The sequence below is a fragment of the Methyloversatilis sp. NSM2 genome, assembly GCF_038066675.1.
Lineage (GTDB): Bacteria > Pseudomonadota > Gammaproteobacteria > Burkholderiales > Rhodocyclaceae > Methyloversatilis > Methyloversatilis discipulorum_A.
Genome location: NZ_JBBUKV010000013.1, coordinates 242,020 through 254,209, shown reverse-complemented (window position 1 = coordinate 254,209; position 12,190 = coordinate 242,020). Strand labels below are relative to the sequence as shown.

Here is a 12,190-nt window from a genome sequence, read left to right as displayed (position 1 = left end):
TCGCTCCCACGGCGCCCCATCTGACGCCGCGCACAGCCCTCCGCTGCTGTCGGGGTCAGAAGACCCCTCCCACAAAATCCTGGCTCCGACCCCGGATCGGGCCCGGCCCCTGTGGGAGCGGCCTTGGCCGCGACGCAGCCGTCGTGGGCCGCTGGCTTCGATCGAGGCCCCAATCGCGAGTGAGCTCGCTCCCACAGTGCCCCATCGAGCGCCACGCACCACTCTCCGCCGCTGTCGGGGTCAGAAGACCCCTCCCACAAAATCCCGCTCCGACAAAATGCCCCGCCGAGCTTGCAGCGCCAGCCGTTCTCGGTTCTCATCCGCGCTCCGCCCCTGTCGAACACCCATGAGAGCCGACCAGACCCTCGTTGCCCGCAGCCTCGCCCGTTCCCGCACCGTTGCCCAGGCGCTCATCGCGGCCGGGCGGGTTCGCGTCGCTGTCGGTGCCGGCTGGACGGTAGTGACCAAGCCGGCCCAGGACATCCCTGACGGTGCCGAGCTGCAGGTCGAGCTGTCGGACGACGACCGCTATGTGTCGCGTGGCGGGCTGAAGCTGGCCGGCGCACTGGACCGGGCCGGGCTGGACGTCGCCGGCCTGACCTGCCTCGACGTCGGCCAGAGCACAGGCGGCTTCACCGACTGCCTGATCCAGCGCGGTGCCGCACGCGTGGTCGGGGTCGAGGTCGGCCACGGCCAGCTCGACCCGCGGCTGCGCGGCGACCCGCGCATCGTCTGCATCGAACACCTGAATGCGCGCACGCTGGACGCCGCCGCGCTCGGTATACATATGGCGGCCGGTGGCTTCGACCTGCTGGTGTGCGACGCCAGCTTCATTTCGCTGACGCTGCTGCTGCCGCAGTGGCCGGCGCTGCTGGCGCCCGGCGGACGCGTGCTCACGCTGGTGAAGCCGCAGTTCGAACTGGGCCCGGATGCACTGGGGAAAGGCGGCATCGTGCGCGATGCGGCACAATACCCGGCCCTGGAGGTGCGCATGCGGACGTTTGCCGAAGCAAACGGTCTCAGCGCACTGGATTACTTCGACAGCCCGATCAAGGGCGGCGACGGCAACCGCGAGTTCTTCCTGTACGCGGCCCGGCGCGACGCGACCGACCACCATGACTGACAACCCCACGCGCATCTGCAGCGTCGAATTCTTCCCGCCGGCCACCGAAGAGGGTGCGGAAAAGCTGCGCGCCACCCGCCGTCAGCTGCGCCAGCTCAACCCGTCCTTCTTCTCGGTCACCTACGGCGCCGGCGGCACCACGCGCGACCGCACGCTCGAAACCGTGCTCGAAATGAAGGCCGAAGGCCTGAACGCGGCGCCGCACCTGTCGTGCATCGGTTCGACCCGCGACAACCTGCGGCAGACGCTGGAGCGCTACAAGGAGGAAGGCATCCACCACATGGTGGCGCTGCGCGGCGACCTGCCCTCCGGCGTGGTCGATCCGGGCGATTTCCGTTACGCCAACGAGCTGGTCGAGTTCGTGCGCGCCGAAACCGGCGACTGGTTCCACATCGAAGTGGCCGCCTACCCGGAAGTGCATCCGCAGGCGCGCAGCGCGGCCAAGGACCTGCAGAACTTCGTGCGCAAGATGAAGGCCGGCGCCGACTCGGCCATCACCCAGTACTTCTACAACACCGACGCCTACTTCGCCTTCGTCGATGACGCGCGCGCGATGGGCGTCGAGGCGCCCATCTACCCGGGCATCATGCCGATCGCCAACTTCTCGAAGATCGCGCGCTTCTCGGAAGCCTGCGGTGCCGAAATCCCGCGCTGGATGCAGCGCAAGTTCGAAGGCTTCGGTGACGACGCCGCATCGGTCAGGGCCTACGGCCTGGACGTCGTGACCACGCTGTGCGAGCGGCTGCTGGCCGGCGGCGCACCGGGCCTGCACTTCTACACGCTGAACCAGGCGGGGCTGACCTCGACCATCTGGCAGCGGCTCGGCCTGTAATTTCACCCGCGACCCTTCCCGGAGAACGGCATGCGCATCTTTTCCGTCCTCGCCCTGCTGCTGGCGCTGTTCGGTGGCTACACCTGGCTGGTGCTGAACTGGAGCTATTCCACCGGCGAACGTGCCGGCTACGTACAGAAATTCAGCAACAAGGGCTGGTTCTGCAAGACCTGGGAAGGCGAACTGGCGATGGTCACCATGCCCGGCACGCTGACCGAGAAGTTCGAGTTCTCGGTGCGTGACGAGAAGGTGGCGCAGAAACTGAACGAAAGCATGGGGCAGCGCGTGTCGCTGCACTATGCGCAGCACATCGGCGTGCCCACCTCCTGCTTCGGCGAGACGCAGTACTACGTCAGCGACGTGCGCGTGGTGGAGATGCCGGACGTCGAACGCCGCGCCTTCGAAGCACTGCCAGCCGTACCGGCTGCCGCGCCGCCAGCGGCCGCCCCAGCCCAGTGAGTCGTTCGCCGCGCAGCCTGGCCTTCCTGCTGGCGGGCCTGTCCGCCATCGGTCCGTTCGCGATCGACACCTATCTGCCGGCTTTTCCGGCGATCGGTGCCGATCTGGGCGCGACCAAGCTCGAAGTGCAGCAATCGCTCACCATCTATCTCGGCTTCTTTGCGCTGATGACGCTGTGGCATGGCGCCGTCGCCGACGCGCTGGGCCGGCGGCGCGTCGTGCTGTGGTCGCTGGTCATGTTCTTCCTGACTTCGGTCGGCTGCGCGCTGGCCACGCAGATCGAGCACCTGTGGATCGCCCGTGCGCTGCAGGGCATGTGCGCCGGCGCCGGCATGGTGGTCGGCCGCGCCGTCGTGCGCGACCTGTTCGAGGGCGCCGAGGCGCAGCGGCTGATGAGCACGATACAGCTGCTGTTCGCGCTGGCGCCGGCGGCCGCGCCCATCATCGGCGGCTGGGTGTTCGGCCTGTTCGGCTGGCGTGCGGTGTTCTGGTTCCTTGCCGCCTACTCGGCGCTGATGTGGCTGCTCTGCCTGCTGCGCCTGCCGGAAACGCTGGACCCGGATCACCGGCGCAGCCTGCATCCGGTCAAGCTGGCACGTGATTACGCCCACATGTTCGCCCGCCCGGCCCTGCTGGCGCTGGTGATCGCGGTGTCGATGAACTTCGCCGGTTTCTTCCTCTATGTGATGTCGGCGCCGGTATTCCTGATGGAGCACCTGGGCGTATCGCCGCAGGGCTTCGCCTGGCTGTTCGGCCCGACCGTCGCCGGCATGATGACCGGCTCCTGGCTGGGTCGCCGGCTGGCCGGCAAGATGGCGCCGCAACTGCAGCTCAGGATGGCCTACACCATCATGCTGGTAGCCGCCTTCGGCAACGTGCTGCTGAACGTGCTCACGCCGGCCAGCCTGCCGTGGGCGGTGCTGCCGATCGCGCTGTACAACATCGGCCAGGCGCTGGCCATGCCGATACTGTCGCTGCTGGCGCTGGAGCTGTTCCCGCGGGCGCGCGGCATGGTTTCGTCCTGCCAGGGTTTCGCGCAGTCGCTGACGAATGCGATGGCCGCCGGTCTGGTGGTGCCGGTGCTGTGGGGCGAACCGCTGCATCTGGCTGCCGGCATGGCCGCTTTCGTCTTCGTCGGCTGGCTGGCCTGGCTGCGCTACCGGAGCATGCAGGCATGAGCGACAAGCGCTATCAGGTACGCAGCCGCAGCGAACACAACTTCTGGCTGCACGAGGTGTTCGACAGCACGACCGGCCTGGCGGTGCTGGAACCGAACACCGACCTGTCCTGGTGTTTCGACGGTGCGGCGCTGCTCGAATCCGGACTGAGCATCGACGAGACGCTGGAACTGCTGGCAGTGCGCCCGGTGATCCGCCAGTGCGGCTGCTGAACCGCCGGCCCGCCACGCCTACCCACTAGGGATTACTCCCTCCTGAGAATTGCCGCTCGCCACGGCCGCCCAGAATAATGCTCAGGCCGGCGCACCGACGTGCGTCACCTATCGGGAGAGAGCAATGAAAGTGGTGGTGGCCTACGACGGCTCGAAACACGCGCACAAGGCGATCGATCAGCTGCAGATACTGAACGGTCCGCTCGATGCGGTCATCGTGTCGGTGGTGCGCGGCCCCGCGCTGGGCATACGCGGCACGGCGGTGGAAGTGGACCAGGCCGAGATCGACCACGCGCGCGCGGCACTCGACAAGGTGGCGGCCGAACTGGCGGCCCGCGGCGTCACCGCACGCACCCGGCTGGCGATGGGCGAACCGGCCGACGTCCTGGTCGATATTGCGGAGGAGGAGAAGGCCGAACTGATCATCCTCGGTACGCGTGGCCTGAGCCTGGCCAAGCGCATCGTGATGGGATCGGTCAGCAGCAACGTGCTGCACCACGCACCGTGTGCGGTGCTGGTGGTGCGCTGAACGGGCAAGCGACCAGCTGTCGTGGTCGCGGTCTTCTGACCGCGACCGCCTGACCCTGCCGACGCCTGCTCAGACCAGATCCAGCCCCGACGTCACGTTCAGGTTGCGGTCCTGCGCTTCCTTGCTGTTCAGCTTGATCTGCAGGCGCAGGTCGTTGACCGAGTCGGCGTTGCGCAGCGCGTCCTCGTAATTGATACGGCCGGCTTCGTAGAGGTCGAACAGCGCCTGGTCGAAGGTCTGCATGCCCAGCTCGCGCGAGCGCTTCATCACGTCCTTGATCTCGCCGACATTGCCCTTGAAGATGTGATCGGCGATCAGCGGCGAATTCAGCATCACCTCGATCGCCGCCGCCCGGCCCTTGCCTTCCTTCAGCGGCACCAGACGCTGCGAAATCATCGCCCGCAGGTTCAGCGACAGGTCCATCAGCAGCTGCTCCCGCTTGTTCTCGGGGAAGAAGTTGATGATGCGGTCGATCGCCTGGTTGGAGCTGTTCGCGTGCAGCGTGGCGAGGCACAGGTGGCCGGTTTCGGCGAACTGGATCGCGTGCTCCATCGTTTCGCGGTCGCGGATTTCGCCCATCAGGATGACGTCCGGCGCCTGCCGCAGCGTGTTCTTCAGTGCGATTTCCCAGTCAGCGGTATCGAGCCCGACCTCGCGCTGCGTCACTACGCAGTTCTTGTGGTCATGCACGTACTCGATCGGGTCCTCGATCGTGATGATGTGGCCGTAGCTGTTGGTGTTGCGCCAGTCGACGAGCGCGGCCAGCGAGGTGGTCTTGCCGGTGCCGGTACCGCCGACGAAGATGACCAGGCCGCGCTTGGTCATCGCGACGTCCTTCAGCACCGGCGGCAGGCCCAGTTCGTCCAGCGTCGGAATCTTGGCGTTGATGGTGCGCAGCACGCAGCCTATCTTGCCCTGCTGCACGAAGGCATTGACGCGGAAGCGGCCGATGCCGGCCGGCGAGATCGCGAAATTGCACTCCTTGGTCGCCTCGAATTCAGCCGCCTGCCGGTCGTTCATGATGGCGCGCGCCAGTTCGGCCGTGTGCTGCGGCGTCAGCGACTGGTTGGACTGCGGCACGATGCGGCCATCCACCTTGATCGCCGGCGGAAAACCGGCGGTCACGAACAGGTCGGAACCGCGCTTGGTCACCATCAGGCGCAGCAGGTCGTACATGAATTTGAGGGCCTGATCTCTTTCCATCTGCGCTCTCCGCGGCGGTTGTCGTTGTCAGTGTAGCGGCAGGCGCGGCACTCAGCCGGCGAACATGTCCTTGTTTTGCGCACGGGTGCGCGCTTCGGCCGGCGAAATGACGTTGCGACGCACCAGTTCCTGCAGGTTCTGGTCCAGCGTCTGCATGCCCAGGCTCTGACCGGTCTGGATGGCCGAATACATCTGCGCGATCTTGTTCTCGCGGATCAGGTTGCGGATGGCCGGCGAGCCGACCATGATTTCGTGCGCGGCGACCCGGCCGGTGCCGTCCTTGGTCTTCAGCAGCGTCTGCGAAATGACCGCGCGCAGCGACTCGGAAAGCATGGCCCGCACCATTTCCTTTTCCTCGGCCGGGAACACGTCGACGATACGGTCTATGGTTTTCGCGGCACTGGAGGTGTGCAGCGTGCCGAACACCAGGTGGCCGGTTTCGGCGGCGGTCAGCGCCAGCCGTATCGTTTCGAGGTCGCGCATTTCACCGACCAGGATCACGTCCGGGTCTTCCCGCAGCGCCGAACGCAGCGCGTTCGAGAAGCTCAGCGTGTGCGGCCCGACTTCGCGCTGGTTGATCAGGCAGCGCTTGGATTCGTGCACGAACTCGATCGGGTCTTCGACGGTCAGGATGTGGCCGTACTCGTTCTCGTTGATGTAATCGACCATGGCCGCCAGCGTGGTCGACTTGCCGGAGCCGGTCGGGCCGGTCACCAGCACGATGCCGCGCGGCGTGTTGGCGATGTCCTGAAATATCTTCGGCGCCTTCAGATCCTCCAGCGTCAGCACCTTGGACGGAATGGTCCGGAACACCGCGCCGGCGCCACGGTTCTGCACGAAGGCATTGACCCGGAAACGCGCCAGGTTGGGCACCGCGAACGAGAAGTCGGCTTCAAGGTGCTCTTCATACACCTTGCGCTGGGTGTCGTTCATGATGTCGTAGATCATGCCGTGCACATCCTTGTGCTCCATCGGCGGCAGATTGATCCGGCGCACGTCGCCATGCACGCGGATCATCGGCGGCAGACCGGCCGAGAGATGCAGGTCGGACGCCTTGTTCTTGACGGAAAACGCGAGCAGTTCGGTGATGTCCATGACAGGCCTCGGGCAATGAATGGGGTGTTGTGCCGAATATAATTCGAAGAAATTCAGGGCATTATGATGAGCATTTCAGACAACCTGCAAGCAATTCGCCACCGTATCGCCGACGCCGCCCGCGCCTGCGGTCGCGACCCCGCGGACATTCTTCTGCTGGCGGTGAGCAAGACCAAGCCGGATGCGGACATCATCGCCGCGCATGCCGCCGGTCAGACCGCCTTCGGCGAGAACTACGTGCAGGAAGGCTGCGACAAGGCGCAGCGCCTCGAAGAAGCCGGCCTCGCGCTCGACTGGCATTTCATCGGACCGCTGCAGAGCAACAAGACGCGCCAGGTCGCGACCTGGTTCGACTGGGTGCATTCGGTGGACCGCGAGAAGATCGCCGCGCGACTGTCCGAACAGCGCGACCCGCATCGGCCGCCGCTGAACCTGTGCATACAGGTCAACGTCAGCGGCGAAGCCTCGAAGAGCGGTGTCGCCCCGGACGAGGTCGCGGCCCTGGCCGACGCCATCGCGGCGCTGCCGCGACTCGCACTGCGCGGCCTGATGGCCATTCCCGAACCGACCGATGATGTCGCCCTCCAGCGTCGCCGTTTTGCCCATTTACGGCAGCTGAAAGACGATCTGAACGCGCGCGGACACCGTCTCGACACACTTTCGATGGGCATGTCACAGGATCTCGAAGCGGCGATCGCCGAGGGCGCGACCATCGTGCGCATCGGCACGGCGCTGTTCGGGGCGCGGGGCTGATCGGAGAAAGTTGCGGACATGGAGGTCGCGACCGCTAACATCCGCCTTGCCGCTGCCCGCCGGTATCGCCCTTGCCGGTTCGAACCGCCCCACCCGGATGTCTGCCGATGATTCACGTTTACACGCTGCAGGACGGCCGACTCACCCGCGCCGCCGAAGCGCTGCACGACGCGGTGCCCGACCAGGACATCGTATGGATAGACGCGCTCGATCTCGACGGCGACGAGGAGCGGTGGCTGCAACGTCGCTTCCGCATCGACGTCGAGGCGCCCGATGACGATGCCGACATCGAGGCGAGCGCGCGGGTGTTCGTCGATGCACAGGGCAATCTGAACCTGCGCGCCGATTTCCTGATCGGGCGCGGCCACGAGTACGTGACCGAGGCGCTGCGCTTCGTCATCGGCCCGCACATGCTGATCAGCCTGCACGATGACGAACTGCCCATCATGCGCCTGCTGCGCATGCGCAACCGCGCGCAGCCAGGCAAGCTTGCGCAGCCGACCGACATCCTTATCGAACTGTTCGCGCTGGACGTCGAACAGTCCGCCGATGCGCTGGAACACATCTACACCGAACTGGAATCGGTCAGCGCCAGCGTGCTCGGCGAGCAGCGCGGTTCGGACGACGCAGCGGCCGACAGCATCACCCGCATCGCCCGCAACGAGGACCTGAACGGCACCATACGGCGCAATCTGATGGACACGCGACGCGCCCTGTCCTGGCTGATGCGCGAGCACCGGCTCGGCAAGGCACAGACCGACAAGGTGAAGCAGATCCTGCGCGACATCGAATCGCTGGACGGCCATACCGCCTTCATTTTCGACAAGATCAACTTCCTGATGGATGCCATCATCGGCTTCATCAACCTGAACCAGAGCAAGGTGGTGAAGATCTTCTCGGTCGCGTCGGTCGCCATGCTGCCGCCGACGCTGATCGCCAGCGTCTATGGCATGAACTTCGCGCGCATGCCCGAACTGGGCTGGCGCTGGGGTTACCCGTTCTCGCTCGGCCTGATGGCACTGAGCGTGGCCCTGCCCTTCTGGTACTTCAGGCGGAAGGGCTGGCTGAAATAGCCGCGGGCCGGGAAACGAACGCATCCGCCCGGCAAAGTTAAACTGTCGGGCCGCACAGCCACCTCTCCTCTTCCGTGCCCATCCACGACTACCTGATCCACCCGACCATTTCCCCGATCGCCTTCGAGATCGGCCCGCTGGCCGTGCGCTGGTACGGGCTCATGTATCTGCTCGCCTTCGTCGCCTTCATGCTGCTCGGCCGCGTGCATGCAAAACGGCTGGCCGCGGCCGGTGCGCCCTCACTCGACGCGAAGCAGATCGACGACCTGCTGTTCTATGGCGTGCTGGGCGTGGTGCTGGGCGGGCGGCTGGGCTATGTGCTGTTCTACAAGCCGGCCTACTACCTCGAACACTGGACCGAAATCCCCGCCATCTGGTCGGGCGGCATGAGCTTTCATGGCGGCTTTCTCGGCGTGCTGGTGGCCGTCGCGCTGTTTGCGCGGCGTGCCGACTGGCGCTTCTTCCAGCTCACCGACTTCATCGCGCCGCTGGTGCCGCTGGGCCTGGCGGCCGGACGCATCGGCAACTTCCTGAATGCCGAACTGGTGGGCCGCGTCACCGACGTGCCGTGGGCGATGATCTTCCCGACCGTGGACATGCTGCCGCGCCACCCATCGCAGCTCTATCAGTTCGCTGGCGAGGGCCTCGGGCTGTTCGTGCTGCTGTGGTGGTTCTCGCGCCGTCCGCGACCGATGGCCGCGGTCAGCGCGATGTTCCTGATCGGCTACGGCGGCTTCCGCTTCCTCGCCGAATTCGGCCGCGAACCGGACGACTTTCTCGGCCTGCTGGCCGGTGGCCTGTCGATGGGCCAGTGGCTGAGCCTGCCGATGATCATCGCCGGCATCGCGATGATGATCTGGTCCTACCGACGCAACACAGGAGTGAACACATGAGCCGTCCCTTCCGCATCCTCGGCCTGCAGCAGATCGCCATCGGCGGCCCCGACCGCCTGAAGCTGCGCCGCCTGTGGATAGATCTGTTCGGCCTCGGCCTCGAAGGTGACTTCACCTCGGAACGCGAGAACGTGGTCGAGGACATCGCGGTGCTGGGCAGCGGCCCGCACCGGGTCGAGGTCGACCTGATGCAGCCGCTCGATCCTTCGAAAAAGCCGCGCGTGGACGAGCCGCCGCTGAACCACATCGGCCTGTGGGTGGACGACCTGCCGACCGCGGTCGAATGGCTCACCGCGCAGGGCATGCGCTTCACGCCGGGCGGCATCCGTCGCGGCGCCGCCGGTCACGACATCGTGTTCATCCACCCCAAGGGCAACGAGGATTTCCCGCTGTGCGGCGAGGGTGTGCTGATCGAACTGGTGCAGGCGCCGCCGGAAGTGATTGCGGCGCTGGGGTGATCGACGCACGCCGTCCGCAGCGGTGTGCGTCCGGCGGCCGCAGCCGGCCCTTACTCCAGCAGCGCGTTGACCGCCTCGATTTCCGGCTCGGCCAGCTGGCCGGCGGCGGCTTTCAGGCGGAGCTGGGCGAGCAGCGTGTCATAGCGTGCCTTGGCGAGGTCACGGCGGGTGACGTAGAGCTGCTGCTGCGCGTTCAGCACGTCGATGTTGATGCGCACGCCGACCTCGTAGCCGAGCTTGTTGGCGTCGAGCGAGGACTGTGACGACACCTGCGCGGCACGCAGCGCGGCGGTCTGGGCGATGCCGTTGGCGACGCCCAGCCAGGCCTGGCGCGCCTGCTGCGCGGCGTTGCGCCGTGCGAAATCGACTTCGGCGCGCGCGCGGTCGAGCAGGTGGGCCGATTCACGCACGCGCGATTCCTGCCCCAGGCCCTGGAACAGCGGCACCGACACCTGCACGCCGACGGTGCCGGTCGTGCTCTCGTTGTTCAGCGGTGCACCGGCGAAGGTGATCACCGTCTTGTTCTGACCGTAGGTCGCGACCAGATCGACCGTCGGGTAGTGGCCAGCGCGCTGACGCTCGATTTCGCGGTTGGCGATTTCCTGGTTCGCCAGCTGCGCCAGCACCGTCAGGCTTTCGGTCTGCGCGCGATCGACCCATTCCTCCATGCGCGCCGGTTCGGGCAGCGTGAACGCGACTTCGCTGCGCAGGCCACGCAGCGCCTCCGGCGCGCGGCCGGTGATCACGGCCAGCGCATGCCGCTTCACCTCGATGTCGCTGCGCGCGGCGATTTCCTGCGCGGTGGCCAGGTCGTAGCGCGACTGCGCCTCGTGTACGTCGGTGATGGTGACGGTGCCGACCTCGAAGCTCTTGCGCGCCAGTTCGAGCTGCTCCGAGGCGGCCGTCTTCTGCGCGACGATGGAGGTGAGCACGTCCTGCGCGTACAGCAGATCGAAATAGGCCTGCGCCGCGCGCAGTAAAGTGTCCTGCCGTGCCTGCGCGAGCTGGGCGTCGGCGGCGGCGACCTGCAGCTTGCCCTGCTCGAACTGCACCCAGTTGGCCCAGCGGAACAGCGGCTGGGTCAGCTGGAAGCCGAAGTTGTGCGAGTTGTACTGCGTGCTGCGATCGACCGGCTTGCTGATCTCGACGTCGTTCCACTGCGTCGTGCCGTTCAGCGTCAGGCTGGGCAGCAGGCCGGCGCGCGCCTGCGGCAGCTTTTCCGAAGTCGCCTCGCGCTGCGCACGCGCCGACTGGAACTGGGCATCGTTGGCCAGCGCCGCTCGCGCAACAGCCAGCAGATCTTCAGCCGCCAGCGTGCTGGTCGATGCCAGCAGGCCGGCAATCAGTGCAGCCGTCCGCGAAAGGCGCATTGCTCAGTACCGTGCCATCGTGCTGTCGACCTGCAGCGCCCAGGCGTCTACGCCGCCGCTGAGGTTGAACACGTTCGAAAAACCGTTGCGTTCGAGGAAGATGGCGACCTGCATCGAACGGCCGCCGTGGTGGCAGACGCATACCAGCGGCCGCTCCGGGTCGAGCTCCTGCAGTTGCGCCGGCACCGTGTTCATCGGCATCAGCTGACTGCCCTCGATGCGGCAGATGGCCCACTCGTGCTTCTCGCGCACGTCCAGCAGCTGCGGTTTGGGACGGCTTTCGTCGGCCAGCCAGGCGGCGAGGTCGGTCACGCTCAGTTGCTGCATCGCGCCCGCCTCAGAATACGAAGCGCTGCGCGCCGCGCGCGTTGCGCAGCGTCGGCACCACGGTTTCGAACAGCACTTCCTGCGACTGCGTGCCGTCGGCGTTCAGCCTGACCAGCACGCAGTTCATCAGCGGCTCTTCGCCGATGAAGGCGATCAGGCGACCACCCGGACGCAGCTGGGCCACCAGCTCCTGCGGCAGCACCGGCAGGCCGCCGGACACCACGATCACGTCGTAGGGCGCGTGCGTGGCCCAGCCCTGGGCGGCATCGCCGACTTCGACGCGCACGTTCAGCGCGCCAGCGGCGGTCAGGTTCTCGCGGGCGCGCTCGGCCAGTGCCGGTTCGATCTCGACGGTCGTCACCTGACTTGCGCGGGCGCCGAGCAATGCGGCCATGTAACCCGAGCCGGTACCGATCTCGAGCACGGTGTCGGTGCTTTTCAGCTTCAGTTCCTGCAGCACCCGCGCCTCGATCTTCGGCTCCAGCATCGCTGCGCCGTGACCCAGCGGAATCGCGGTGTCGGCGAAGGCGAGCTGGCGCAGCGGCGCCGGGACGAAGGTTTCGCGCTTGACGACGAACAGCAGGTCGAGGATGTCCTGGTCCAGCACGTCCCACGGCCGGATCTGCTGTTCCACCATATTGAAGCGCGCCTGTTCGATATCCATTTTCCGGTCCCCTGAAAGAAG

Annotated in this window: 15 protein-coding genes; 10 read left to right on the top strand and 5 right to left on the bottom strand. The window is 66.4% G+C overall.

The genetic code is table 11. The features are described 5' to 3' along the window. Positions 1-346 precede the first annotated feature (346 nt). The 6 genes from WJU27_RS18100 to WJU27_RS18075 all read left to right on the top strand — a co-directional run bounded on the left by WJU27_RS18100 (position 347) and on the right by WJU27_RS18075 (position 4,333). Positions 347-1,123 (top strand): TlyA family RNA methyltransferase, encoded by a 777-nt coding sequence (locus WJU27_RS18100; protein ID WP_341422986.1) that lies wholly within the window; start codon positions 347-349, stop codon positions 1,121-1,123. After that, complete coding sequence (gene metF / locus WJU27_RS18095; RefSeq protein ID WP_341422985.1) at positions 1,116-1,955, top strand: methylenetetrahydrofolate reductase [NAD(P)H]; 840 nt, start codon at positions 1,116-1,118, stop codon at positions 1,953-1,955. Before WJU27_RS18100 ends, metF begins: the two co-directional genes overlap by 8 nt. Before the next feature lie 30 nt (positions 1,956-1,985). Continuing rightward, positions 1,986-2,414, top strand: a complete 429-nt coding sequence (locus tag WJU27_RS18090) for a hypothetical protein (protein WP_341422984.1) — start codon at positions 1,986-1,988, stop codon at positions 2,412-2,414. Beyond that, entirely contained in the window at positions 2,411-3,592 is a 1,182-nt protein-coding gene (locus WJU27_RS18085; RefSeq protein WP_341422983.1) for a multidrug effflux MFS transporter, read from the top strand. The genes WJU27_RS18090 and WJU27_RS18085 overlap by 4 nt, the downstream gene beginning before the upstream one ends. After that, positions 3,589-3,804: a hypothetical protein gene (locus WJU27_RS18080; RefSeq protein WP_296813691.1), complete on the top strand. Its 216-nt coding sequence runs from the start codon at positions 3,589-3,591 to the stop codon at positions 3,802-3,804. The genes WJU27_RS18085 and WJU27_RS18080 overlap by 4 nt, the downstream gene beginning before the upstream one ends. Positions 3,805-3,928: 124 nt before the next feature. Next, positions 3,929-4,333, top strand: a complete 405-nt coding sequence (locus WJU27_RS18075; RefSeq protein ID WP_296813690.1) for a universal stress protein — start codon at positions 3,929-3,931, stop codon at positions 4,331-4,333. Between the two features lie 69 nt (positions 4,334-4,402). On the opposite strand, the gene WJU27_RS18070 is transcribed toward WJU27_RS18075, so the two are convergent. Continuing rightward, positions 4,403-5,536, bottom strand: a complete 1,134-nt coding sequence (locus WJU27_RS18070) for a PilT/PilU family type 4a pilus ATPase (protein ID WP_296813688.1) — start codon at positions 5,534-5,536, stop codon at positions 4,403-4,405. A gap of 51 nt (positions 5,537-5,587) precedes the next feature. Continuing rightward, positions 5,588-6,631, bottom strand: a complete 1,044-nt coding sequence (locus WJU27_RS18065) for a type IV pilus twitching motility protein PilT (RefSeq protein ID WP_296813686.1) — start codon at positions 6,629-6,631, stop codon at positions 5,588-5,590. Between the two features lie 63 nt (positions 6,632-6,694). Here WJU27_RS18065 and WJU27_RS18060 point away from each other — a divergent pair, with 63 nt between their 5' ends. The 4 genes from WJU27_RS18060 to WJU27_RS18045 all read left to right on the top strand — a co-directional run bounded on the left by WJU27_RS18060 (position 6,695) and on the right by WJU27_RS18045 (position 9,808). Then, positions 6,695-7,384, top strand: coding sequence for a YggS family pyridoxal phosphate-dependent enzyme (locus WJU27_RS18060; protein WP_296813684.1), 690 nt, complete (start codon positions 6,695-6,697; stop codon positions 7,382-7,384). A 107-nt stretch (positions 7,385-7,491) separates the two neighbouring features. Then, positions 7,492-8,457 carry a magnesium/cobalt transporter CorA gene (gene corA / locus WJU27_RS18055; protein ID WP_341422982.1) on the top strand — a complete coding sequence of 322 codons (966 nt, stop codon included), beginning with the start codon at positions 7,492-7,494 and terminating at the stop codon, positions 8,455-8,457. Between the two features lie 74 nt (positions 8,458-8,531). Next, the gene (lgt, locus tag WJU27_RS18050) at positions 8,532-9,350 is read left to right on the top strand and encodes a prolipoprotein diacylglyceryl transferase (protein ID WP_304009884.1); all 819 of its coding nucleotides are present in this window, start codon (positions 8,532-8,534) and stop codon (positions 9,348-9,350) included. Continuing rightward, positions 9,347-9,808, top strand: a complete 462-nt coding sequence (locus WJU27_RS18045) for a VOC family protein (RefSeq protein ID WP_341422981.1) — start codon at positions 9,347-9,349, stop codon at positions 9,806-9,808. Before lgt ends, WJU27_RS18045 begins: the two co-directional genes overlap by 4 nt. A 50-nt stretch (positions 9,809-9,858) precedes the next feature. On the opposite strand, the gene WJU27_RS18040 is transcribed toward WJU27_RS18045, so the two are convergent. From WJU27_RS18040 to WJU27_RS18030, 3 genes are read right to left on the bottom strand one after another with little or no spacing between them, the layout of a single operon-like run. After that, positions 9,859-11,178, bottom strand: a complete 1,320-nt coding sequence (locus tag WJU27_RS18040) for a TolC family outer membrane protein (RefSeq protein ID WP_341422980.1) — start codon at positions 11,176-11,178, stop codon at positions 9,859-9,861. Positions 11,179-11,181: 3 nt separating this feature from the next. Next, a complete protein-coding gene (locus WJU27_RS18035) occupies positions 11,182-11,505 on the bottom strand; it encodes a rhodanese-like domain-containing protein (RefSeq protein ID WP_296813675.1) in 324 nt (107 codons plus the stop codon). Between the two features lie 10 nt (positions 11,506-11,515). Further along, positions 11,516-12,169, bottom strand: coding sequence for a protein-L-isoaspartate O-methyltransferase family protein (locus tag WJU27_RS18030; RefSeq protein ID WP_304000769.1), 654 nt, complete (start codon positions 12,167-12,169; stop codon positions 11,516-11,518). Positions 12,170-12,190 lie beyond the last annotated feature (21 nt).

Bases quoted from the DNA above. Each gene is read 5' to 3' on its own strand.
- WJU27_RS18075 (WP_296813690.1), top strand. From the start codon at position 3,929: ATGAAAGTGGTGGTGGCCTACGACGGCTCGAAACACGCGCACAAGGCG.
- WJU27_RS18030 (WP_304000769.1), bottom strand. From the start codon at position 12,169: ATGGATATCGAACAGGCGCGCTTCAATATGGTGGAACAGCAGATCCGG.
- WJU27_RS18060 (WP_296813684.1), top strand. From the start codon at position 6,695: ATGATGAGCATTTCAGACAACCTGCAAGCAATTCGCCACCGTATCGCC.
- WJU27_RS18045 (WP_341422981.1), top strand. From the start codon at position 9,347: ATGAGCCGTCCCTTCCGCATCCTCGGCCTGCAGCAGATCGCCATCGGC.
- WJU27_RS18100 (WP_341422986.1), top strand. From the start codon at position 347: ATGAGAGCCGACCAGACCCTCGTTGCCCGCAGCCTCGCCCGTTCCCGC.
- WJU27_RS18090 (WP_341422984.1), top strand. From the start codon at position 1,986: ATGCGCATCTTTTCCGTCCTCGCCCTGCTGCTGGCGCTGTTCGGTGGC.
- corA (WP_341422982.1), top strand. From the start codon at position 7,492: ATGATTCACGTTTACACGCTGCAGGACGGCCGACTCACCCGCGCCGCC.
- WJU27_RS18040 (WP_341422980.1), bottom strand. From the start codon at position 11,178: ATGCGCCTTTCGCGGACGGCTGCACTGATTGCCGGCCTGCTGGCATCG.
- metF (WP_341422985.1), top strand. From the start codon at position 1,116: ATGACTGACAACCCCACGCGCATCTGCAGCGTCGAATTCTTCCCGCCG.
- WJU27_RS18070 (WP_296813688.1), bottom strand. From the start codon at position 5,536: ATGGAAAGAGATCAGGCCCTCAAATTCATGTACGACCTGCTGCGCCTG.
- WJU27_RS18080 (WP_296813691.1), top strand. From the start codon at position 3,589: ATGAGCGACAAGCGCTATCAGGTACGCAGCCGCAGCGAACACAACTTC.
- WJU27_RS18035 (WP_296813675.1), bottom strand. From the start codon at position 11,505: ATGCAGCAACTGAGCGTGACCGACCTCGCCGCCTGGCTGGCCGACGAA.
- WJU27_RS18065 (WP_296813686.1), bottom strand. From the start codon at position 6,631: ATGGACATCACCGAACTGCTCGCGTTTTCCGTCAAGAACAAGGCGTCC.